Annotated in this window: 17 protein-coding genes; 2 read left to right on the top strand and 15 right to left on the bottom strand. The window is 39.6% G+C overall.

The window, feature by feature from the left end:
• Window positions 1–15 precede the first annotated feature (15 nt).
• The 4 genes from LI091_RS13245 to LI091_RS13230 form a co-directional block, all read right to left on the bottom strand.
• A complete protein-coding gene (locus tag LI091_RS13245; protein ID WP_173734073.1) occupies window positions 16–2,664 on the bottom strand; it encodes a type IA DNA topoisomerase in 2,649 nt (882 codons plus the stop codon).
• A gap of 14 nt (window positions 2,665–2,678) precedes the next feature.
• Window positions 2,679–2,930, bottom strand: coding sequence for a hypothetical protein (locus LI091_RS13240; protein WP_110102571.1), 252 nt, complete (start codon window positions 2,928–2,930; stop codon window positions 2,679–2,681).
• A 143-nt stretch (window positions 2,931–3,073) separates the two neighbouring features.
• Window positions 3,074–5,623, bottom strand: coding sequence for a VirD4-like conjugal transfer protein, CD1115 family (locus tag LI091_RS13235; RefSeq protein ID WP_265191236.1), 2,550 nt, complete (start codon window positions 5,621–5,623; stop codon window positions 3,074–3,076).
• The gene (locus LI091_RS13230) at window positions 5,613–6,713 is read right to left on the bottom strand and encodes a hypothetical protein (protein WP_265191235.1); all 1,101 of its coding nucleotides are present in this window, start codon (window positions 6,711–6,713) and stop codon (window positions 5,613–5,615) included. Before LI091_RS13230 ends, LI091_RS13235 begins: the two co-directional genes overlap by 11 nt.
• A 134-nt stretch (window positions 6,714–6,847) precedes the next feature.
• Here LI091_RS13230 and LI091_RS13225 point away from each other — a divergent pair, with 134 nt between their 5' ends.
• Entirely contained in the window at window positions 6,848–7,528 is a 681-nt protein-coding gene (locus tag LI091_RS13225) for a hypothetical protein (protein WP_265191234.1), read from the top strand.
• 164 nt (window positions 7,529–7,692) lie between these two features.
• Window positions 7,693–9,294 carry a transposase gene (locus tag LI091_RS13220; RefSeq protein ID WP_265191233.1) on the top strand — a complete coding sequence of 534 codons (1,602 nt, stop codon included), beginning with the start codon at window positions 7,693–7,695 and terminating at the stop codon, window positions 9,292–9,294.
• A 350-nt stretch (window positions 9,295–9,644) separates the two neighbouring features.
• Here LI091_RS13220 and LI091_RS13215 read toward each other — a convergent pair whose 3' ends face one another.
• The 11 genes from LI091_RS13215 to LI091_RS13165 all read right to left on the bottom strand — a co-directional run bounded on the left by LI091_RS13215 (window position 9,645) and on the right by LI091_RS13165 (window position 23,581).
• Window positions 9,645–10,796, bottom strand: coding sequence for a hypothetical protein (locus LI091_RS13215; protein ID WP_265191232.1), 1,152 nt, complete (start codon window positions 10,794–10,796; stop codon window positions 9,645–9,647).
• A gap of 165 nt (window positions 10,797–10,961) precedes the next feature.
• The gene (locus tag LI091_RS13210; protein ID WP_195656727.1) at window positions 10,962–11,831 is read right to left on the bottom strand and encodes a hypothetical protein; all 870 of its coding nucleotides are present in this window, start codon (window positions 11,829–11,831) and stop codon (window positions 10,962–10,964) included.
• A 182-nt stretch (window positions 11,832–12,013) separates the two neighbouring features.
• On the bottom strand, window positions 12,014–13,111 hold the full coding sequence (locus LI091_RS13205) for a hypothetical protein (protein WP_265191231.1): 1,098 nt from the start codon (window positions 13,109–13,111) through the stop codon (window positions 12,014–12,016).
• A gap of 100 nt (window positions 13,112–13,211) precedes the next feature.
• Window positions 13,212–14,066, bottom strand: coding sequence for a single-stranded DNA-binding protein (locus tag LI091_RS13200; RefSeq protein ID WP_110102564.1), 855 nt, complete (start codon window positions 14,064–14,066; stop codon window positions 13,212–13,214).
• Window positions 14,067–14,224: 158 nt separating this feature from the next.
• On the bottom strand, window positions 14,225–15,289 hold the full coding sequence (locus tag LI091_RS13195) for an SPFH domain-containing protein (protein WP_173734068.1): 1,065 nt from the start codon (window positions 15,287–15,289) through the stop codon (window positions 14,225–14,227).
• A 1,727-nt stretch (window positions 15,290–17,016) separates the two neighbouring features.
• Window positions 17,017–18,033 (bottom strand): sigma-70 family RNA polymerase sigma factor, encoded by a 1,017-nt coding sequence (locus LI091_RS13190; RefSeq protein WP_265191230.1) that lies wholly within the window; start codon window positions 18,031–18,033, stop codon window positions 17,017–17,019.
• Window positions 17,996–18,292 (bottom strand): hypothetical protein, encoded by a 297-nt coding sequence (locus tag LI091_RS13185; protein WP_110102561.1) that lies wholly within the window; start codon window positions 18,290–18,292, stop codon window positions 17,996–17,998. Before LI091_RS13185 ends, LI091_RS13190 begins: the two co-directional genes overlap by 38 nt.
• 127 nt (window positions 18,293–18,419) lie before the next feature.
• Window positions 18,420–19,496, bottom strand: coding sequence for a hypothetical protein (locus LI091_RS13180; protein ID WP_265191228.1), 1,077 nt, complete (start codon window positions 19,494–19,496; stop codon window positions 18,420–18,422).
• A gap of 2 nt (window positions 19,497–19,498) precedes the next feature.
• Entirely contained in the window at window positions 19,499–20,737 is a 1,239-nt protein-coding gene (locus LI091_RS13175; RefSeq protein WP_265191227.1) for a leucine-rich repeat domain-containing protein, read from the bottom strand.
• A gap of 13 nt (window positions 20,738–20,750) precedes the next feature.
• Window positions 20,751–21,650 carry a hypothetical protein gene (locus tag LI091_RS13170; protein ID WP_173734065.1) on the bottom strand — a complete coding sequence of 300 codons (900 nt, stop codon included), beginning with the start codon at window positions 21,648–21,650 and terminating at the stop codon, window positions 20,751–20,753.
• A gap of 62 nt (window positions 21,651–21,712) precedes the next feature.
• Window positions 21,713–23,581, bottom strand: a complete 1,869-nt coding sequence (locus tag LI091_RS13165; RefSeq protein ID WP_173734064.1) for a hypothetical protein — start codon at window positions 23,579–23,581, stop codon at window positions 21,713–21,715.
• Window positions 23,582–23,678 lie beyond the last annotated feature (97 nt).

Here is a 23,678-nt window from a genome sequence, read left to right as displayed (position 1 = left end):
TTTTTTTCGATGATATTATTTTTGCGGTTTCTTTTTTCTCTCTGTGTCTGCGAATTCCATACCTCTTGTAAAATCGTCTTTTAAGGTTATATAAGCATTAAATGTGTTTCCACCTTTACTTTTTAAATCCTTTTTGAGGCCTGTCTTTTTCTTTTCAAGCAAATCCTTCATATCTTTTTCTGTCAATACGACCTTATCGCCTGGAAGCATTCTCCAAATCTGAAAATCGCACTTGCCGTCTTTTTTATCTGCGCAGGAGAAAGCCTTGTCTGTTGCAACAATTGGCTTTCCGCATTTCGGACACTTGAGACCGGTATCTTTTGCAATGCTATGTTCCCATTCCAGTTTTCCATCTTTCATTATCAGACTGGCATTAAAGGATGTACCATCTTTTTTCTTAAATCCTTTGATTGTTCCGGTAGACTGCCCAGAAAGCAATTTTTTCACCTGTGTATCTGTCAATGTTTTTCCACAGATTTTCGTCCAGAATATGAAACCGCACTCGTCGTCATCGCATTTATAAGACATAGGAGTCTTAACCAGCGGCTTTCCACACTTTGGACACGTCAAGTCTGTCTTACTTTCAAATGGAGCCCATGTAATTTTATGTTCTTTATTTAGTATTAACGCGGCAGAGAAAGTGCTCCCATCTTTCTTCTTAAAACTCATAACTTTCGTAGCCTTTCCGTTCAGCATATCCGCCATATCCTTATCTGTAAGGTCTGTTCCTGCAACACGTTTAAATACGGAAAAATCACAGTCAGGATAACCGCTGCAGCCGTATCCTTTTGGCAGGGCAACAACCGGTCTTCCGCATTTCGGGCATTTGCCGACCTCTTTTCTGTTTCCTGCAGCCATTTTCTGGATTTTCATCCCTTCCAGTTCTTTTAAAGCCTGATATACATAGTCAATGACCTTTTCATAGACTTCATCATATGTCTTGGTGCCTTCACGTATATCATTCATATATACTTCCCACTGTGCAGAAAGTTCAGGGCTTACAATAGAACTGCTGCCAAGATTCTCTATGTAACGTTTACCGGAATCTGTAATATGGAGGCCCTTTCCTTTCCCAGACTTTACGTCATCAATATATCCAGTAGAAACCAGTTCGGAAATGATTGCAGCTCTGGATGACGGCTGGCCAATGCCTCCTGCTTTCTTCAGCGCCTTCTTAAGCTCTGTCTCATCAGCCGCCATGTATTTCTGGACATTCTCCATCGCTTTGATAAGTGTTGCCTGTGTAAAACGCGCAGGCGGCTTGCTTACGATTTCGTGCAAGGATGTTTCTTTTTCTTTTAATTTCTGCCCCTTTTTAAAGTCTGGAAGCGGTGCCTCCTTTGGCTTTGAGGTAAGGACTGTAAAGCCAGGATTCACAACTTTGGAGCCGGTGCAGGAAAACTTAATATTATTGTCAGTCAGCACTGCTTTTGTTTTTTCTTCTTCCAATGGAGGGAAGAATATTGCAAGAAATCTTTTGAAAATCATTTCACAGATATGCATCTCATCCATAGACAGATTTGCAAGCGCTGCTGTATCGCCTGTCGGGATAAGCGCATCATGCGAGGATTTCTGTACTTCAACATCATTTACAAATCGTTTATTCCCCTGTGCAGCAGCGATTGCTTCCGGGGTAACCGTTTTTACTGCTGCAGAAAGACTCGGCATAGCCTCTACCGCTTTCAGTAATCTGGCAAAGTCTTTTGATTTTTCGGTAGACACATACCTTCCATCAGTTCTTGGATATGAAATAAGCTTATGTCTTTCATACAGAGACTGAATCAGCTCCAGAGTCTTTTCCGGGGTATATCCATACTTAGAACCGGCTTCGACCTGGATGTCGGTTAATTTATATAACTGGTCCGGCTGCGTTTTTTTTGTTGTTTTTTCAAAACTCAGCACCTCCGCTTCACCGCTTAATGTAGTCAGAACTTTCTGGGCTTCATTTTTATCAGCATAAGACACTGCCTTGCCTTCATCGTCAATCATATATGCAGTAACTTCCGGGTTTTCTGTTACGATTGCCGGCTGATATGCCGTCTTAGAGCTAAATTCGTCAATTGCCTTACAGTTGTCATACACGAGTTTTAATGTTGGCGCCTTAACTCGTCCAACCTTCATCAAAAAACCTGATTTCACTGTATATGCGACAGTCATATTAAAACCAATCAGCCAGTCGAACCGGCTTCGGATTCTAAAAGACTGTGTCATCCCTACATCACGTGGATTTGTATGATAATCTGTCAGGTTATTCATTGATTTCATGATTCCAGCCGGCGTCAGGTCAGATTCAAAAAATCGGTAAGTCTTATAATTCTGCAGCCCAAGGTATGTTTCAATCAGGTCATAGATGCCGTTACCTTCCACATCACTATCGGTGCCGACAATGATTGCATCGTATTTAACTTTTTTTAGCTGTTCTTTTAAGTCTTTTACTTTGTTATCTGTCAAGATTCCAACCCTAAACGGGTTCGGAATCATTGGCAGCTTTCGGTCTGCCCATTTTACATCCCAGTCTTCATATTCTTTTGGTTCACATAAACGGCAGATATGTCCGGCTAGAGCGAAAAAATCAATATCGCCGAGCGGCTTATTGCTTGCATTATAAGCAGCCTTCACCGATTTCATAGCAGACGGCTTCTCCGCCAGATATAAATATCTCATTTTTTATTCCCTCCTTATAAAATCTTGATTGTTTGATTAGTTATCTTTGTAATTTTTTTTAAAATCTTTTTTTCTTCCTCTGTCTGAGGCTTCGGCTTATGTTCGCTGTACCAAAGCAAATACAGGTAATATCTTTCTGGATTTTTTTCAATATAATCAAAAACGTCTTCCTCTGACGGAATATATCCATCGTTTTCCATTTCAATCTTTTCCAGTTTATCCATTAAGGCATCAAAGTCATGCTCTGTTATTTCAATATGTTGCATATCTTTCTCTCCTTTTTTTTATTTTTGCGGTTTGCCTTCAATATGCCGAATTTTTCATTTTTCGAACGGAGTAAAAATGTTTTTTTTGCAAAAAGAAAGGACACCGCGTATAAAATACGCGGTGTCCTTTCTAACCAGCAATGTCAATCATTATCATCATCATAATCATCAAAATCTACATCGTTATTTTTTTGTGAAGCCATACAATGAGCACCATTTTTACATCCTTTTTTTAATTCTTCAAACTTATCTTCTGATAGGATATCGTTAACTTTATATAAATCCTGCCTGGATATGTTTCCTCGTTTTTTCTTGGATATTGACAACTGTAATCGTTCTGCTACTTTAACGATATTACATTGGTCATTCTTTGCGCCGAACCAGCACACATGTCCATCACTGATTCCGTTGCAGGCAACGGCTAAATCCTCAAATTCCCCGTCATGTTGTTCAAAAGCCCTGTTTATCAGACCTTTTGCAAGAGCAATATCCATATTTTTCCCGTCAAACAATATCGTTGTTTCGTCGTTACCCATAGACATCTGGATTGTGTCTTCCAGCAATTCACTGTACTTTGTAATCATTGAATTCCTTGTTTTGTTATTATCTGCATCCTTAATCAGATAATATCCATCTTCTTCCGGATAGTTGACCAGAATTCCGTCCAGCACTTCTTCCAGTGTTTTAGGCTGGTACTTTTCGCTTACTGTATCATTATTTTCTTCCTGCTCGGCTATCTCCTCATATTCTACTGACTTATCAACGCACGAAAACTCTTCGTCCTGCTCCAGGAAATAAAAGTTTTTTTCATCCCCATCACCTGTTTTCATAAACTGTGGATGCTTTTCCAGTGGATATTTACTATCATAAAATGGGTCGATTCCTCGCATCATGACAATACATTTGTCAAACGGCATGGTCATTATCTCATCTGGAAGCATCAATTCACGTCCTGTTTGGTTAAACGATAGATTGCCTCCGCTCTTGCCCACGGGCGTGGATTTACTTCTCGACGTGATGGTACCTTTTCCAAGTTTTTTACTGAAATAATCTGCCGTAGTCTGCTCATTTGTACCAAGGCAGATTGCGGTGTCACAGTTACCGATGATTGTCTCATAGTCATCCTTATACAGCATTTTTATCTGTGCAATAGACTGCAGGACAATCGTTGTTGATATATTATATTTTCGGCAAGTGGAAATCTTCTGTGGGAATTCCGGAATCTTGCCGATGTTGGCGAACTCATCGAGCAGGAACCTTACATGATATGGAAGCCGGCTATTCGGTATTGTGGCACCCTTATAATATAAAGATTCAAACATCTGAGAGAACAGCATGGAAATCAAGAAGTTAAATGTGCTGTTCGTCTGCGGAATGATTGCAAAAAAGCACGTCAATTCATCACCCACCTTCTCCAGTTCCACGTTATCATCATCTGTCAAATTCTGGATTGCCGGAATACTAAATGGGTTCAGTCTAACAGCAGCTGAAATCAAGATGGATTTCAACGTTTTTGTTCCACCAAGTTTGAACGTCTTATAGTTGGTGAGGCAAAGTGAAGTCTCTATTTTATCACGCAGCCTTCCAATTTCTTTTTGGTCCGTAACCTCCACAGCATCCAGCACCGTCTGTTTCTTTCCTGTCTTTTTATCTGTAATTGTTTTTTTACCGATTTTTTTTGTTCCATCAAACAATTCATCAAGCGGCATATCTATAGAGAAGCCAAATTCAGACGATGGCTTTTGACCTGGCCGGCCGTTTTCATCCATCTGTGCCAACTGTACCATCCACAAAATGGTTGAGAACTTCCTAAACTCTGCATCAGCAATATCAACAAGATAAAATACCAGCGCTGAGAGCAAAGCCTTTTCCGATTTATCCCAGAACGGGTCGCCGCTTTTTTGGTCCGGACCTGTTGTGTTTGAAATAAAACAGTCCACCAGAATACTGACATCTGTTTCGCTCCTGACGTATCGGAATGGATTGTACTTATTTGAATGAGACATATCGACCAAGTTAAATACTTTTATCTTATACCCATTCTCAACCAATACGTTATGCATTGATTTCAGAAGCTCTCCGGAAGGGTCTGTTACTATGTAAGAGCAGTTCATCTGTAATACGTTTGGCTTTATAAAAAATCGTGATTTACCAGTACCAGCACCACCGACAATAAAAACATTGTTATTCAAATGTGTTTTCATATCAGCTGTTGACAGCCTTACCAATTCCGATTCTATCATGTTAGGGTTTCCTGGTACTGGTGGTGTCTTTTTATTGTTCAGGTTTTCCCCACCCATTTTTTTTGTCAGACCAGGCTCGTCACTAAAAGTCTTTTCACCAAACGGCTCCGAATGTCCTTGGTTAAATTCTTCAACTTTCTTATTCCAATGAGCCGAGCCGGCCTCTTTACCGGCCGCATCATGTTTCCATTTTTGCTCATATATCATGAAAAGCGCTACACCAATCCAATATATAAACGTCCATCTCAAGCATGTACCCCAGCTTACCGGATTTAACCAATAGAAGATACCAAAATGGGATACCGCTTCCACTGCTGAAAAAATACTTGCTCCATCCTGTGTATGCTTCTGATAGCCAAATGCACCAGCTATCATCAGGCCAATAAACCACAAGATGCCATACAAGACAAAGGCAAGCTTTTTCTGTTCAAGTTCTTTATCATCTTTCATCTACCAGCCCCTCCCTGTCTTGTCTACATCCTTTCGCAAATTGTTTTATATGTTGTTCATGCATCTGTTTATAATCCTGCTTATCCTGCTTAGACATCTTGTACGCTTGGATATCTTCTATCTTGTAATCACGACATACCCGCATCCGCATCAAAGAATAAATCGCTTTTCTTTCGCGGTCCCCATAGTCCTCAAGATTGTTTACCATCTTTCCAATTTCATCAACAGAAGGGATATCACTTAAATTTAATATATCCAATGCTTCTCTCTTTTTTAGCATCAGAGGGGATTCCCGTAAACTTTTACGCGTCATATCCTTGCTCATTACATCGGCGAGTTCTCCATAAAAAACTTTCACAGGAAATTCTTTTCCGTTCATCGTATTCAGAATTTCATTCAATACTTTACGCTCATAATCCGGGTCATTTTTGGGAATAAAACGTCCTTTTTTTAATGGATTCATACTGATTGCTCCATTTTTGTCAATTCTTATTCCACGCGTCCCTGCTTCACTCCCTAAAAATACAACGCCATCATGATTTAGCGCCTTTGAAGCCTGGTTGATGGCATAGCGCCAATACAAATTCTGTGATACGAAATGTTTTTCGCCAACTTCCGTGGTTTCTTCTCGCTTTATTGTATCCATCGCGTTTTTAAATATATATTCTTTATTTTCTGCAAGCAAAAAGCTAATCCTTCCATCCTCTCCGATAGACTGCTTATAATCCACTCCTGCTTCCTTAAGAAAATCTATCATACCTTTTGCTTCGCTGTGCGAAAATCCTCCATACTGCACCAGTTTTTCTCCAAGCACCAAATGTGGCTGAATTTCCATGTATTTTTCTCTTTGTTCTCGTGGATATATTAAAACCAAGTTTCCAGCAATATCCAACAGCCATGAGTCAAAAGCGTCATTTATATCTGTTTCTTTTAATATTTTTTGAGCCAGTCCTTTATCTTTCATATCAAGGACCACTGCATCAACTCCGCGATTGTAATGGATGCATTGAGCAAGAGTTTCTGCATGTCCGTTTTCATTTACTTCCTGTCTGGCTTTAAAATATCTGTATAAAATATCTGTTGTCGCCATATATTTTTCCTCCTTTATCTTTATCTCCAATATGCAAAATAAAAAAAATATCGGCACGGCTAGGTTAAAAAGGGATTCATTTCGCATATTAAAAGAAAGAAATAAAAAATATCGGAAAAAGGAGTTAAAATACAATGGGAATATTAAACGATTATGAAGATGTCCTGCTTGGAAACCGGCAGCGCATACCGACAAGCTATTTTTTGTTTGATAAAAAGGGAAACGAGAGGATTGCACTTTCTGTAATCCGATATGCGATAGAGAATTTATTAGGATGGGATATCCACAATGCAATAAAGCTATTTAATAAAAATTACATTTCATTTATGAAACTTGACCAGATGATAAAATACATTGCGTTTCCATCTGATGTTACCAAGGATGATACAGAATATATACTTTATCTTCTTTATCCTCGCTATGTGGATTACGACGTAAAAAGGTATACACTTCGTGTATATGATAAGGTAATGGCAGGAGAGGGGCGATACCCAAAGGACTATATGTACGGATACTTAGGTATGCTTCGCGCCAAAATATGTCTTCAATACGTAATCAACAAAACATGTATGTTCAAATCAGAAGATGAACTATACAGGTTCTTTTCTTCAAAAGAGTGTATTAAATATTTAAAACAAAATAAATTATATCAATTATATATCAGTTTTTACGCAACACCGTTGGAATACATGCACGACAGCATGCCGTCTGCAGTGAAAAATGATTTTCTTTTTCATAACTATATGTTCATGTCAAAATATGAACAATTAGAGGATATAAAGCGGGAATCCTCGGCAATTAAATTACCGAGATGAAAGCGCGAAATAAATAAAAGTATCGTTTACGATTTTTATCTTCGTGTCCAGATATGGATGCGAAGATTTTTTACTTCCATACAGAAATTTTTCGCAAAAAACGACCGGTCTGTAAATTTTTCGGCATATTAAATATGTAATGAAAAGGCAAGGAGGTGAGACGAATGGCAAAGGCGAGAAGACGCAAAGATACGCAGTTTGAAACTTCTATGACGAAAAGTGTATTTCTGTATGGCAGCCCGAATAAAGACAAATCTAAAATCATCCGGGATATGCAGAATGAATTTACAAAGATGGTAAATGGATATATCAGACTCCTTGCGGGTAATGATAAATTTACACTTCAAATCGTAAAAAATGATAAGAAGAGCAGTGACATCCGCAAGTTTGAAAAATCCATCCGTCCGAAAAATGCAAATTCTGCATTCTCTCAGAATGCCTTTGACATGGCGGTGACCCATCTTTCTAACCGTATGGATAGCATCCGGCAGGATATGTATACAGAAGAACAGTCAGTCTTTACATCATCAAAAGTCCTGTTTGCAATGTCCATTGATTCCAAGACGAAGTCTGAGATGCTGAGCACTATGAAACAGATTGCGTCTAAAACAAAGAAAGACAAGGCTTTCTATGAAGACTGTATCAGTATCCTGAATGAAATGTCAGACGACGAGTTTACATTTAAACAGGTGGAATTCATGGATATGTATATCAGTTTATCAATGGAATACCGTGTCCCAGAATTAAGACGGGCGCATATGCCTCTTGACAGCAGGCTGATGAAGATTGAAGTATCAACAGATACCGTCATGCCATATGTGATTAAGATAAGCGACGCTTTACATAAAAACGCAGAAAGAATCGTAATACCGATTAACACAAGCAGACATTCTGCCAATAAAATCAAATCACATAAAATGGCCGGTACGGTCATGGCGTCAATTGATGAAAACGGAATCCTGCAGGTCGGATGGAGTTATGAGTCAAAAATGAAACAGCCAAAGACTTCAAATGTGGTAGGCGTTGATGTCGGTATCTCTGACACACTGCATACATCTGAAGATAAAGCAATCGGCAGCATGAAGCCGGTGATTGCTTTTTACCACGATACAGTGGAAAAGTCATTCGCTTCGCTGTCTGACATGAGAAATAAAAAACGCAGTATCAGCCATTACCTGCGAAGACATAAGGCCCTTCCGGAAGATGTGAGACGTTCTCTCATCAAAAAGATGGACCGGCTTGACCAGATGATTCAAAAGGCTGATGCCCCATACCGCAAGAAGCGCTGCTATTATGAAACACTTGACCATGAGATTAAATCAAGCATAGACAGATATATAGAATCAATCTCACATGATACCCTGACAGTCCTAGAAAAACTGGATATCAGGGAATTTAACAAAAGCCGTAAGTCTAACGATATGATGTCAACATTTGCGAGAGGGAAGCTGCAGAAGAAGCTCATGGAAACTTTAAACTGGTATGGCTATGATTTCAAGGAAATTATACCGGATTACACCAGCCAGACATGTCCGGTATGCAGCCATCTTGAAAAAGACAACCGCAATGGCAAGTCTTTTAAATGCAAGTGCTGCGGATATGAAGCGGATGCGGATTATGTTGGAAGCCTGAACATCAAGGCAAGAATCGACGACCAGGAAATACAGGAGATATGCGAAAAGTATAAGTATAAACATAATGAGTTACAGAAGAATCTTAAGATGATATACAAATCACGTAACGACCAATACAAAGCAGCGGCCTGAAACGAGTATGCAGAAAAGAAATAGTCTCTGACTATTACACCTTCTGTCGAAAACTTCAGGCCCATAGGAGCCTCGTCGTGTCCTGCTGTAGCATGTCTGCAGCCGGGCCTCTGTCCAGGGATAGTTCTGGTGCATATGCTTGCATATGTGTCGGTTGTATTTCTCGCAGGTAAAAGTAATTGTTTTACCTGGTGTCTTCGGATACTCGGTAATTCATATTTATTCTGGTAACGACTCCGGCAAAGCCGGGGAGTTATCAATTTCCGAGAGGTTCACAAAGCGTGCAAGATTAAAAAAGCAAGAGGGCAGCCCTCTTGCTTTTTTATTATGTTAACTTTTCTATTTTTATCTTATTCGCGTTTTCTTGGAAGCACACAGTAAACATATTCGTTACTGTCCCCACAGCACATCCAGATTGGCGCTTTCGGTTCAATCACTCCGATTGTAATTTTGTCCTTAGGATAAATGCTTGCTGCTTCTTTCAGAAAATCCGGGTTAAAATAAGCAGGCTCTGGAACTTCTCCGACTGTCTCAGCCTCAATCTTTTCTCCATACTGAGAAAGACCGATTCCTCCAATCTCGAGTTCTTTTTCTTTGAATTTCAGCATCGCTGATGAGTTCACTCCAGATGCCCCGGTCTCCTGAAGTACATACTGAACACAGGAGATGGATTCAATAAAGTCTCTCTTGTCAATTGTGATAGAGAATTTGCAAGCGTCTTTTCCGATTTCTCCGTCAATCATTCGCTGTACGGCCGGATATTTTTTATCCAGGACCGGAATGCACACATGCTTTTTACTGTAATCCATATATAATTTTCCGCTATCGATAGTAATATCGATATTAGCATCATCATCTGATGCATCTACAATGTCAATCATTGTCTTAAACTGCTCAGGCGGAACAATCACAGTTCCGGTGTAGTCTCCATTCTTGACAGCATATGCAGTTCGCTGAGCCACGCGTAAGCCATCAAGGCATGTAATCGTAAGAGCCAGCAGCCCGTCCTCATCTTCACGGATATTCAGATGTACGCCATACCCTGCATTTGTCTCCTCACGGCTTGCAGCAAAAATTGTTTCTGCAACCATTTTCTTTAATGTTGCAAACGGAAGCGCAACCTTCGGTGTATCTTTTTCAGGCTTTGCTACGTCATTAAATACAACATCAACTCTTGTGAGTACAGTCTTGGCATTTCCGTCTCTGTACATCATGGTCATAGCGTTGCCATCATCACTTGATGATACAGAGATTTTTCCGGTGCACTTTCTAAGACTAAAGATGTTAAGTTCTGAAAATGACACGACAAACTCTCCATCTTCTCCATCTGTCAATTCAACCTGGACGATGCATCCAATATTACCATTTGTAGATAATTCCAGGATATTTCCTTTTACCTCCATCTTAACAACGGCCATTTCGTTGATACCGTTTTTCTTTACAGCTTTTCCAATTGTTGCGATTGCTCCTCTAAATGTCTCATAGTCTGTTTTAAATTTCATAATATTTTTTCCTTTCTTTTTTTAGCTATTTTAGCTATATTTTGTTTAGCATTTTTAATATGCTAAATTTGATTGTCGCTAAAAAACACCAGAGCAGCATCTCCAGCCTGAGACTTCTGTCCTTTGTTACTGACTTCCCGGATTTGCCGGACTCATTTCCAGATATCAGACTGCCATTCTTTTTTCTCTTTCTTCTGCTTTTTCTTTGAGCAGGTTTTTAAGCTCCATCATGCTATTCACTCTATATTTATCCATCAATTGTTTTTTTACATCAAAAGTATCAACACTTTCGATACGCAGCCCATTTTCTTTTTCCTCTTTTTTTGTAATCCCCCATTTCTCAGTCAACGTGTCATAATAAATCTTCCCAATCGAAGTATCGCAAAAAATCCATTCTGCGTAGTTTCGATACGAACTCTGCCAAAAATATGCATAGTTTACAACGCAGGCTTTTTTATTTTGTTCCATCTTTTTCATCCTGCGGTAACTTCCGGTGCAGTCTATAAACGTTTCTTTTAGATTTTCCAGGCTGTTCTTATCTGTAAAATTTTCACCGCACTTTTTAGCCATTCTTTTTATATCAAAATATGAATTATCAATAGATTTATACTTGGATTCAATGATATCATTATTCAGCATCGAAATAATAGAATATGGTTTGCAAGAAACTATAATCCCGTCATATTTTATAAAATAATCAGACACAGCTCTTGCCATTTCCTTCTTTTCCATACCATTTCTTAATTCTTCAAGTGTTACTCCAACTTTTCTTAATGTTTCTGGTCTTCTCTTTCTTTCATCTTTACAAACGATGTTCAATTTGGCACAAGGGTCAGAGTTTGCAATGAATTTTCCGATTATATTAATAACATCGCCATTCTCAAGAACATCTTCCACATAATAGGTTTCTGCCTCAATACGCAGGATTTCTTTACCTACGCTAAATATATTCAAAAAAGTAATATTACGAGAACCTCTAATCATATTTTCCACATTTTTTGTTTCATATTTTGCCGTTTCTGTCATAAATGCCATACTTTATTCCTCCATACCTTCTTATGCGTTTATCTCGATACCCCACCAGCTCTGCCGGATTCGTTACCAATTTGCGCAGCAAATGACAAGCGAAGCCGTAAGACTGAGTGCAGAGATTAAAATTAGTATGCCAAAAAAAAGAAACCGGAGATATCTCCCCGGTCTTATATTTTTTGAAAACATTATCTTATCAGAGCGCGTCCCAACTCCAACTCATAGCGACGCTTTCCGCCGTCATATCCGCTGCTTGTATGCTTTTTGTTTTTTATATTAAATATCCCTGTCTTTATTACATCTGAAGCCATAGCGATTGGCGTATCAGTGTTAATAGATGACATATAAGTTACAAACCTCTCTTCTGCTTTTTTTGGAACAAGTCCTTTTTGCAGCACGTTTTTAATGATATCATTTGCTGTAATATTTAGATTTAAATCTGCCGTATAACATACTTCGAATCGTTTAATGATGTTATCGGCAATCTCGTCTTCGGACATCTTAGTACGATGGTTAACTTCCATGCTGTCAAGGATATACAGCCTGTTGTCAATCTTTACTGCAAAATCGACGCGCATGCTCTTTCTCCCAGATAATGTATCCTGGAACAAAATACATACCGGGATTCCGTCGGAACGCAACCGGGCAGGTTTGCATCTAAAAGTAAAGCTTAATGCTGGCTGTCTTTTTATCTGCTCTAGGTATGCAGACTCAAACAGCATACTCCTTCCGTATTTATCATATAGACATCCAGCAATCTCTACCGCAGAAATCTGATTCTCACCATTCATAGATTTTAGCCCAACAAGCCGTGCATATACTTTTTTTCTGGCACGGACCGGTTTATAATGAATACCGATAAGCTCATCTGTCCGCCTTAATCTTCCGGCCAGTGTTTTCAATGTGTCCGGTGATGAGAAATGATTTACCGTTATAGGAGGTTCTTTTGTTTTTCCTTTGTTCATACAGTCATCAACAATATTCTTGCGGCTGTAATCGTTCAGCGTTCTGCTGTTTACTTCACGGCTTGGGATATAGCGTATTCCGTCAATCTCATAAAAGCACTCGGATTTATTGATGATATAGCACATTTTATCAGGCAATTGTTCAAAAATCGTCTCCTGTTTTCCAGTACTTACGGATGTGACCAGCATTTCCAGCCCTCCTGTTTTTATTTCCTTTGCCTGATAGATTTTTGCTTTTTTAAAATCAATCTTTGTCGATTTTATTGCAGAAGAATAGTCTTCCCATAAATCTTTCAGGCCTTCCATATTAAATGTTCTCAAATTAATTTCCCCTTTCTTATTTGTTTTTATTTCACATTTAATATGAATGTTTTTCGTTTCATCAAAAAAGCAGCGGAGTTCATGCCGCTGCCTCATATAGTTACTCTGAATCTTCGTTCTCATCATCGTCTTCTTCGTCATCCGGAGCCAGGTTCGGAAGTCTAAGATATTCTGTATCGTATGAAAGGACTTCTAGTGTCCTTCCCCTTACGTCATACTCTTCGCCGCATACTCCACAGGTGTACTGTTCTTTAAATTTTCTTGCCTGCAGGGCACCATCTACAAATACGAGGGCACCTTTTTCAAGATTCTGGTAATCTTCGATAGATTTGTCGCCATAAGAGTACACCCACGGATAGTCTGTCCTTTCGTACATTTCATTTCCGCCCTTTGGGCAATACTTACGGTTGATAGCCAGCTGGAATCTTGTATACGGCTTTCGTCCTCCCTGCAGCTCCCCGTGGATAGGAGAGTTTGTTAAATTACCAAGTACAAACACACGGTTTGCATCCTCTTCGTTTGCATGCAGATACTCGTACGCCGCCTGCTCTGTTTCAAACTTCTCCTCTACTCTTAGCGTAATTGGATATACAAAAATCTCATTACCACCGGATTTTGGCTTTCCATTTCTTACGCATGCATCAACTCTTCGGTTGACCGCATTGCAAAACGGACACTCCGCTTTTTTATCTTTTTCTCTTGTTGCTAAAAATCCTGTCATTTTTACAACATCCCATAACTGCAATGTATCCATCACATCAAGGATTTCTTTTTCCTGTGTTCTGGCACAAAAAGAAACACTGTTTAATTGATAACCGCTTGTAGCCTTGTCGTACTCTCTTCCACTCATAATCGTTGTAAGACCAACGATTCCGGCTCTTCCGTCAACTGTGTCTTTGAATTTTGGTTCCTTTCGTACCAGTGCAAGAACACTCACATAATTATGTCTTGCCATATTTTTTCCTCCTCTTTTTTTTCTATAGTTTTCTTTCTTTTAGAGAGTCTTTTTTTTCTTTTCTCTATTCTCCAATATGCAAAATAAAATAAAAAAGGTACGTCGCGAAATGCTACGATGTACCTTTTTCTTATTTTTTTTGTCTATTGCAGCGCCTGTCAGTCAGTTTCGTCCTTATGCATATCATGGACCATTCCCGCATTAGTCATCGCCGACTGCATACTTACTTTCGTCCTTGGTGCTTTCATGCAGGCATCCTCAGACACAGTCTTTTTGACGCATCTTTCTTTTCGGATTTTTTCCGCTTCGGCATTTGAGAATTCCTTTTTAGGTTCCTTTGTTGCTCCCCAAAAAGCCTCGCCGGCAATCGCTGCCGGCCCGACACCTTCTGCCAGATTATTTGGGATAAAGATTTTTGTAGCCCGGCCATCGGCCACATCCTTCATCGCTTCAATAGATTTTAAACGTAAAATATTTTCATTTACGCCTGACTCCGCAAGCCTTCTAAGTCCTTCTGCTTCTGCTTCATATACAAGCCTGATAGCCTCCGCTTGGCCTTTCGCAAGAGCAATTTTTGCGGCTCTCTCAGCTTCTGCGTCAAGCAGTTTCGCCTGCTTATCACCTTCTGCCCTGGATACTACAGATTCTTTATGTGCCTGTGCTTCCAATACGGTCTGGCGTCTTTCTCTTTCAGCCCTCATCTGCTTTGTCATGACCTCTTCAATCTCTTTCGGTGGCTTGATATTTTTGACCTCCACGCGTGATACCTTAATACCCCATTCATCAGTTGCTTCATCAAGCACATCCTGCATCTGGCGGTTGATATCTGCTCTCGAAGACAGTGTCTGGTCTAATTCCATGGCGCCAATAATACTTCTGAGAGTCGTGGCTGTCAAATTCTGTAAACCAGTGATAGGTTTCTCAATCCCATATGTATACAATTTTGGGTCGAAAACACTTGCATACACGACAGAATCGATACTAATTGTGACGTTATCTTTTGTGATAACATCCTGTGGCGGAAAATCGTACACTTGTTCCTTAATGGAGATTTTCTTTACAATCTTATCAATGACTGGAACTTTCACATGCAGGCCAGCCTCCCACGTTGTGCTGTATTTTCCAAGGCGTTCAATAATGTAGCATGCCTGCTGAGGGACGATACGTATCTGGTTCGCCAGGAATACAATGATTATTACTAGAATAACTATAACAAAAAACATATTTTATCCTCCTGTGTGTTTTGTTGCCGATAACCGAAACAGGAATTTAAAGTGTTGATACAATGGCCAGTTGTCGCAAGCACGTTGTTTGTGTCCCGGGTCTCTATGTACAATATGATAAATATTTGGAAGAACAGTGTATTTGTATATAAAAAAACATGGAGGTCATCCTAATCGGCAAGCCGATTAGGATGACCTCGAGACAAGACATGTACACTACAAAATCGCGGAAGGTTCTATCCGCTCCGATACTGGATATCCTATAAGTTTTCTTAAAATTCATATATATCGTGACATCCAGTATCTTCGCGTTCCAGATATATGAAGATTTTGCAGTGTACATGTCTTGTCTCAGCTTTTTTCTTTCGTTAGTGCGGGCGTGATTCATATATTCTAAAAGTTTTGACATGTTGAGTGTTATTACGATGCGTGATGTCGCTTTACCGGATAAATTACACCCTTCGTTAATGGGCTGCATTCTCAGTTGCCATCTCAACGTTACACTTTGAAAAAAGTAAATTTATATTTCGTAACCTTACGTTTTGAAAGGCGGCCAAAGGCCGCCATGCAGCCCAGAGGAGGAGGGAGCTGAGCAGATTGACATAGTTTCTCCTTGCGAAAAAGCGCAGACTCTCACTATAATGGTATGCGTCTGCGCGGAAGAAGGATAACGCTATGCCATTCTGCTCAGATTTTATGTAGCCCGTCGGAATCGGTCGCTTCACATCATGACGGTCTTAGATAGCAGTCGCACTCATCGAAAAACTTATCGAAGAGCTTATCGGAGAGCGCAACCCTGCAGTTCAAATCAGCCGTGCTGATTTTGGCGTAGTCTAAATTATACATTTCTTCTGTACAATCTATGGCACATCCCACACGCCATGATGTTTCCATCATCCTACAGGTCCCGGCAGCCCGCAAGCTGTCTGTGCATCTGTGCTTCACTTCCTCCTGTTGCGGTTTTATTACATCAACTGTATATGCAGTTTGTCTTTATTCCCGCGGATTCCGTTATCCACAAACTCCCCCGCGTCCTACTCTTAACCAGGCTTTCACCCGTGCTTTCGCATCTTACGCATACAACTACGTATTAGGCAAAGGGCTTGCAACGCACTACACCCCCTTAGGTCATCGGATAGTCTAAGACCAAACTATTTTCTCCGCTCCCTGCTCGACTTTTGCCGCTCGGCAACACTTAACGTTGTTTTAGTAACCAGATTGGTCCTTGCTCTGCATTACTGCAGCATATGTCTCGTTCTCATCACGTTTTTTTATCATTTTTTGCTGATTTTGTTTTTTCTCTCTTTATCTTTATGCAAGAAAAACAATAATTAACGTCCTCTTTGTAGAGGTGACACCTCAATATTCAATTTGACCGCGTGATATTTCCACGAATTTCCTGCCTCCTTTTATTTCTTTTTTTTCGTTTCTTTGTACAATATCAGTAAGGTCCTTCAGGACTTTTTGTAAAATTCCTGGCTGTCATCTGTATCATCAGAATCAATATGCAGAATAATTTGTGAACCGGACGGATTTTTTTATTTTTTTTAAAAACCATCGACGGGAGGAAAGCCCTCGTCTGACTTTGATACCTCCCCGGCTTTGCCGGAGTCGGTACCAGAGCACGCATGATGCCTTGCCGCATCGGCTCGCTACCAAGCCTCGCAGAGGCTGACAAGCGAGCATAGCTGAGCATAGCTCGCGGTATCATGAGCCTGTATGACAGGCTACTTATTTTTTTTCGTTCTTTTCCATCCTTCCGACATGTCCATGTCATCGAACTCCTCATACATGTCGTCATCTTCATTCCCATCATCACCCATGACTGGTATGTAATTATCCTCCAATGCTTTTTCCTGTGCGATAATATAAGGGTACAATTGTGCAAACTGTTTATTATTTTTTAGCTTTGTGGTAATGCGTGATATTTTACGTTTTACTTTTGGAATATTACTGCCTGGAATCTGTTCTGCAATCTCGCGATAACTGGAGTGCTTTTTACTTGAATTCTCAGGATTTAATAACAGTTCTAAGAGATTAAGCTCTTCATCCGTTAATACATCCTTAAGGATTGTTTTTAAGTTTTCCTCTGATTCTGATTCAATAACAGATTCTTCCGGTCCTTTAATTGATGCTGTATAGTCTGCGCCCGCATCAATTAATGCTTCGTATGAGACGCTGTCTTTTTTTGACATTAAATCAAGAGTATTCTTTACGGTCGCTTCTGACAGCCCTGTCAGGCTCATGATTGTCTCAATGTCATCTGCATTTAATCCATATTGTTTACAGTAATTCTGCGCGCCATTGATTTTTTTCATGGCATTCGCATAATACACAGAGGTTTTCCTGAAATTTTTGCTTGCATAATCGCTTACCACATGGCGAATCCATGGCGCTATGAACGTAGTGATAGCACCTTTGTCAGGGTCGTAATTTTTTAATTCCGAAAAAATCTTAATCCACACATCTTGAACAATGTCTTCCTGATGATATCTGTTCTGCATAAGTGTGCGATAGTTATCCCAAAGTGTTTTATAAACGTATTTTTTGATAAAATAGTATATCTGCGTAAATGCGTCCTGTACCGTTGCGTTGTCGCCCGCTTCAAGTGCCATATGGTATACTTTGACCAGTTTATTAATCTCCTGTGGGTCGTATTTTCCATTTGAACTGTAGACTACCTTCTTTTCTTCTAATAGTTGAGCATTATCGGCAGCATTCATCTTTGTCACTGACGTGTCCATCAAAAAACTCCTCCTTGTTGATTTCTGGCTTTAACATCTTTTTTATAGTTTCACGATAGCTCCTCTCCGGCACCGATTTGATGTCACTCTTATCTATCTGACATAAACTTTCTCCCATCTTTTTTAATTCTTTAGTGGTTTCTTCTAATGGTTTATATTTGGAACTCCATTCTTTCCAGATAGTTTCAAAGTCATAACTTTCGTTCCCAGCAATATATTCTGCTAGATTTTTCATTGCTGAATACATTGTTTTTCGCATATTTTTCGGCCTCCTTTTCAGGTCTTCGTGTTCTATGTTAATATGCCGAAAACAATATGAAGGATTACGTTTTTTTTTGCAAAAAAAGAGCAGAAATATAAATCTCTGCTCTTCGTGTTGCTCAGAATCATTCGATTGAATTATCGTCCTCAGTGTTATCATTTTCAGCAGCATCAGAGCTGCTTGTTGAACTTTCCTGACTGTTAATTTGAACTTTTTTATAAATACTGGTGACAACATCCTCCTCAAATAAAAGGTACTTTTTTCTTTCAATTTCATATTTCGAAAGTCCTTCTTTTTCCGATTTGTCTAGCTTTTCATACCTTTTTTCCAGGTCCGTTTTTGTCGCAACGCCATCATTCTTTATAACCGATGCGATAAAGAAAATTTTATAAAGACTATGCTTTGCCTGTTCATATGTTGCGTTTGGGTCATCTTTCTGGAGGACTTCCAGCTCTCTTTGGATAAGGCTTTCTGGAAGCTGAATGAATGTAGTCTGTTCCATCATCGTATCAATCAGTGAATTTATCGTATGTTCCCTTGCAATTTCTTTAGCCTCTCCGCTTGCATCGTTTTTTAATGCGGAACACATATCATGCACACTGTCGTATTCTGTATTGTTCTGAATGTAATCGTCGGTAACTGGATATGGCATATTCAAAATATCAGATATCGTTATGTCTACTGATGCATCTTCAACACCATTAAAAGTTGTATCCGTTACCCTTACAGTGTCCCCTTTTTTAGCGTTATTCAATGCAGTATACACATCGTCACTGTATATCTTCGAGTTGTCGCTATATGCCATTTTAAAATTACTTTTAACTTCTTTTACTTTGCCTTTTTGCGTTACTGTATAATCCACAATAAGGGTGATATTATCTCTACTGGCTGACTGCACTGAACCTAACCGGTCTGCAGTTTTATCGAGCTGTTCATACATAACATCTTGCACATTGTCATCTGTGACCTCAATATTGTCCAAGTCTTCTGTGATGTCAATGTCTGAGAATGATTCTGGAAGCGAAACATATGATGTCATGTCAATCTCTGATAACAGTTCTGGACTTTTCACCTTTGAAACTGTTTCCTCTGTCTTTTGCGGCTCAAGCCCAGCATTCTGCCTGTTTATGTATAAACCGGCAGAGATAAAGCATGTGGCTCCAGCAAAAAAACATAAAAACACAACTATTTTTTTTACCATTTTTATTGACTCTCCTTCTCTCTGTTTAATCTTTCGTTCTGTTTTGACGCTGCTTCAGGGTCAGCCATCACGATATTACTGTTTGAAGCATTTTTTTGTATTGCAAGAAGATTACCGCAGTTTCCTGATATACTTAATTTGTCACCGTTTGTTGTTGCCCCCATCAGTACACCTTCAAATGAATCCGAGTCTGAGTTGATTTCCAACTTGCCATTTAAGGACTCACAGCCATTGTAACAATCAGTAAAATTTATTACGGATTCTGGAATCGTTGCTCCTGTCAGCAATCCGGTGCATCCTGCATATGCTGCGCTGATTTCTTCTATACTTTTCGGAAATTTTACTGCTTCTTTAATATTGATACAGTCTTTATATGTTTCGTTCATGTAGATAACACTATCAGGTATTGTCGTTGCCTCCCTCAGGTTTGTGCACCCAGAATATAGTCCAGAGACGTTCGTCAGATTACTTGTTTTGTCAAGACTGATTGGGCTTTGGAGTGAAACGCAATCGGCATATGTGTATTTCATTGATGACACATTAACCGGGATAATGTCTGCTTCTTTTAATGCAGAGCAGCCAGAGAATGCATAATCCATAATTTTTAAATTCGAGCACTGGAAATAATCAGGAGTTTTCTCTATTGCTGTACATCCTGCGAATGTGCTCTTCATCGTCTTTAACGTTTTTGGCAGATTGTCGCAGTATACCAGATTTTCATTCCCCTCAAACCAGTTGTCCATATTCTCGATTTTTAGTGAATCGTCAATATACACGTGGGAATATGTACTTGATGACCACGGAAACGCTGTGAAGTTTGTAATGTCCCCCTTTCCTGTGAATTCCAAATCTCCATTTGAATAACATGTCACTTTTGCGCTTTTCTCATTTGGATATCCGATATTTTCTTCAAGTACCGGTTCTCTTGTAATGTCAACAATTACTGTCGCCGACTGTCCTTGAGCCTCAATATTCACTTCACAAGATGCTCCGTTTTTTGCAGCAGTAGCTGTTTTTGAAGAAAAGTCATTTATCTGCACAGCCTTACCCGCCTCAGTGGTTCCAGTCACTTTAAACATGTTTTTAGATAACGACCCTCCCGGTCCTACCTTTCCAACGAATTCAGCCTGCAGTCCGGTTATCTCAGGGTCTTTGTTCATTTCTTTTGATATTTGTGTGTATCCAATCATCCCAACTGCAACAACGGCAACGGCGATGATTGCTTTTATTTTGTTGTCCATCTCCATCCTCTCCTTAGCCAATTTTGAAATCATCTAAGTCGTCATCTTCAAAAGATTCACTTTCGATTTCCTGATTTCTTTCTTTTTTGATAATGTGCGAAGTTAAAACCGGAGCACTTGACCCGCGGACGACTTTTTGTCGGTCGGTGATTTCCTGTTCTCCATTAATAATTCGCGCTTCCCTCCTGTGGCCAGTTCTTAGACTCGGTGCCTCCTGTTTCTTATCAGTATTAACGTTATCTAAAAATTCCTGTGTGTTATACTCTTCGTCTTCTTCCTCATCTTCTTCCTCGTCTTCTTCATACTCATCCTCTTCATTCGTCGGCAATTTGTCAGCAAAGCTTGATTCGTTATCGAACTCAGGGCGTGAATTTAAGCCCTCATGAAAAGCTGAAACCGCAGGGTCTGGCTCACAGACGACATCATCGGCCGAGTCCCCTTCGCTCTTTGTTGATTTATTGTAACTCTCTCTTGCTTTTTCTCGTTCCGGTTTTTCTTTAACATCTTCATGAGCGTTATTTCTATTTCCAATGTTTATATTTAACGCCTTTTTTATCGCGTTATTATGCATCTTCATGATACTTGTATCACTGTCAACATTGATACCCTCCAATGCAGTCTCATAATCACCCTGGTCTTCTTTAAGGAAGTTAAGGGCATTGATAATCAGATTGTACATATACTGATTTCCAGTATAAATATCAGCCAGCTGTTCAAGCGTGTCCTCAATGTTTCCAGTGTTTTCGAAACATTCCTGAAAATTTTCTGCATAATCGTCTGCAAGCAGTTTCTTGTTTCCTGATGCTTCACTCTCTTCCTGTGAGCCCATTTTTGCCAATTTAACAAACAGAGCGAAACCAATCACGACGCAAGAAACACCGGCTCCGATTAAAATAATCACTGTATTGTCCATTTTTCTACTCCTCCTTTATGCGTGCCCATCAGTAATGAGTAAATTACCGATGGGCTGTACTATTATTTTTTGAAATTTTCAGACAATGATGCTACAATGTCGTCGACATCTTCAGCAGCGGCATTTTTCTTGAAATATGACCTTGCTGCAATCCTGTCATCCTTTGTACTGTAAAATTTGACATCATTGTACTTTGTGTTAAGCTTCCTCAGAATCTGGTCTTTTAGCGCTGCGCTTCTTGATACTTCAACGTAGTTTGTCTCTCCGATACGGATTCTAACTTCAAGAGCCCCGTCATTGTATACAACAAATTCTGCATTTGGGGCATGGAATTTTTTGATTTCAGCATCGGAATACTGCTCATAATAAGAAATCAGGTCCTCCGGCGTCAGGATATGCCCGATTTCGTCCAGCTGCTTCTGGATACTTTCCGCGCGTTCTTCTACTTTTTTAACTTCATCTGCTACCTGGCTTTTGACCATGTCTTCAATATTGCTTTCAATCTTTTTGATTTCACGGTCCTTCTTTCCAATGGAATCAGAGAGTTCTTTGATTTTTGATTCTTTTGTGACAATTTTTTCTGTTAATTTTTTCTCCAAGGCAATCTTCTGTCCTACCAGCTGCTGTACTTTCTGCTTCATTCTGAACACTTCTTCTTCCGCTTCGTTATCAGTTTTTCCCAGGGCATTCTGTCTATCCTGCAATGCAGCCAGCTGCTTTGCGAGCTGCTGCAGATTCAGTATATTTTTTGTATCCCTTTCCTCATATTCTTTGATTTTATTCTGCATCTCCTCTTCATGCTCTTTTACTTTCGCCTCTTCTGATTTGATTTTCTCCTGAAGTGCAGCCCTTTCTTCTTCCAATACAGCAACCTGTTTTTGTAGTTCTGCCTCTTTTTTCTGCATCTCTTTTTCTTTCTGTTCCATTTCATTTTCACGCTCAGCGACAGCCTTCTCTCGCTCAGATACCATTGCTGTCTGTTCTGACAAAATCTGCTGTACGTCTGACGCAAAGTCCGCGGAATCTTTCTTTTTTAGCGTTCTTTCATATTCCTTCATGCATGCAATTAGAGCCGTTCTACATAAATCCAGACGCTCTTTTGTTTCATCCGGTGCGTATTTGTCTGGGCTTGAATACGTTCTTACTTTGAATACTTCATTGTCTGCGTCATAAGCAGCCATCAATTCCGGATAATTTGCATTGATGTAGGAAACATATATCGTGCCGGCATCATTATCTGCCGGAGTAGATACGGAAACCAGAATCTCCGCATCCAGAGGAAAAAAGATACAGTCTGTTGTAATTTTTTCTTTTTCGTCGGTGAGGATAACTTCATTTCCATTTAATGTCCCACCAATTTCAGCTGCTAAATCACGGAAAATTTTTTCCGCAAATTTGCGATGTTCTTCCTCATAGTCCTCTGTATCCTGCATCGTAGTTGATACCGCATGGTATGCATTATCCACGTGTACAAGATTTACGTTTTCTTCCGGGTTATAGTCTTCCTCTTTGGCCTCAACATCTTTTTCAAGAAAGTTTACGCAGTCGTTCTCAAATGTCACCACTGCGTCCTGCATCGCATCGATGATTTCTTCTGTTGTTTTTACTGCTTCTTCTACTGTCTGGTATGAAAAAAACTTTGAAAATGCAAATACCTGGCCGCTTACATACACATTGCATCCGGAATATTTTTCCATCATCTCCTGCTGGAACTCTTCTACGGCTTCTTCTGAAATCGGATACTTATACTCCTGTGTACCTTTGATTTTTACTGTATTTGGGGCACACTCAATCGCAACGCTTATACCTTTAATACCTGTTTTTAATTCTGCATTAATCGTAATCTTGCTGTCCCCCTCTTCAATACTTGATGTGCCGGGAATATATGATTTGATTTCCTCTGCCATCCCAATTAAATAATTTTCTGCCATTATTTCTTTCTCCTTTCAAACTATCTAAATCAAAATTAATTTTCTCTAAGATAATATGCCAAATAATTTCAAGAATCGTTGCTTTTTTGCGCATTTT

It is taken from the genome of Blautia sp. MSK20_18 (assembly GCF_020553125.1).
Taxonomy (GTDB): domain Bacteria; phylum Bacillota; class Clostridia; order Lachnospirales; family Lachnospiraceae; genus Blautia_A; species Blautia_A fusiformis.
This window is presented reverse-complemented; position numbering and strand designations above follow the sequence as displayed.

Coding starts and splice junctions, on each gene's coding strand:
- LI091_RS13245 (WP_173734073.1), bottom strand. CDS start 2,664: ATGAGATATTTATATCTGGCGGAGAAGCCGTCTGCTATGAAATCGGTG.
- LI091_RS13240 (WP_110102571.1), bottom strand. CDS start 2,930: ATGCAACATATTGAAATAACAGAGCATGACTTTGATGCCTTAATGGAT.
- LI091_RS13235 (WP_265191236.1), bottom strand. CDS start 5,623: ATGAAAGATGATAAAGAACTTGAACAGAAAAAGCTTGCCTTTGTCTTG.
- LI091_RS13230 (WP_265191235.1), bottom strand. CDS start 6,713: ATGGCGACAACAGATATTTTATACAGATATTTTAAAGCCAGACAGGAA.
- LI091_RS13225 (WP_265191234.1), top strand. CDS start 6,848: ATGGGAATATTAAACGATTATGAAGATGTCCTGCTTGGAAACCGGCAG.
- LI091_RS13220 (WP_265191233.1), top strand. CDS start 7,693: ATGGCAAAGGCGAGAAGACGCAAAGATACGCAGTTTGAAACTTCTATG.
- LI091_RS13215 (WP_265191232.1), bottom strand. CDS start 10,796: ATGAAATTTAAAACAGACTATGAGACATTTAGAGGAGCAATCGCAACA.
- LI091_RS13210 (WP_195656727.1), bottom strand. CDS start 11,831: ATGGCATTTATGACAGAAACGGCAAAATATGAAACAAAAAATGTGGAA.
- LI091_RS13200 (WP_110102564.1), bottom strand. CDS start 14,066: ATGGCAAGACATAATTATGTGAGTGTTCTTGCACTGGTACGAAAGGAA.
- LI091_RS13195 (WP_173734068.1), bottom strand. CDS start 15,289: ATGTTTTTTGTTATAGTTATTCTAGTAATAATCATTGTATTCCTGGCG.
- LI091_RS13190 (WP_265191230.1), bottom strand. CDS start 18,033: ATGGACACGTCAGTGACAAAGATGAATGCTGCCGATAATGCTCAACTA.
- LI091_RS13185 (WP_110102561.1), bottom strand. CDS start 18,292: ATGCGAAAAACAATGTATTCAGCAATGAAAAATCTAGCAGAATATATT.
- LI091_RS13180 (WP_265191228.1), bottom strand. CDS start 19,496: ATGGTAAAAAAAATAGTTGTGTTTTTATGTTTTTTTGCTGGAGCCACA.
- LI091_RS13175 (WP_265191227.1), bottom strand. CDS start 20,737: ATGGACAACAAAATAAAAGCAATCATCGCCGTTGCCGTTGTTGCAGTT.
- LI091_RS13170 (WP_173734065.1), bottom strand. CDS start 21,650: ATGGACAATACAGTGATTATTTTAATCGGAGCCGGTGTTTCTTGCGTC.
- LI091_RS13165 (WP_173734064.1), bottom strand. CDS start 23,581: ATGGCAGAAAATTATTTAATTGGGATGGCAGAGGAAATCAAATCATAT.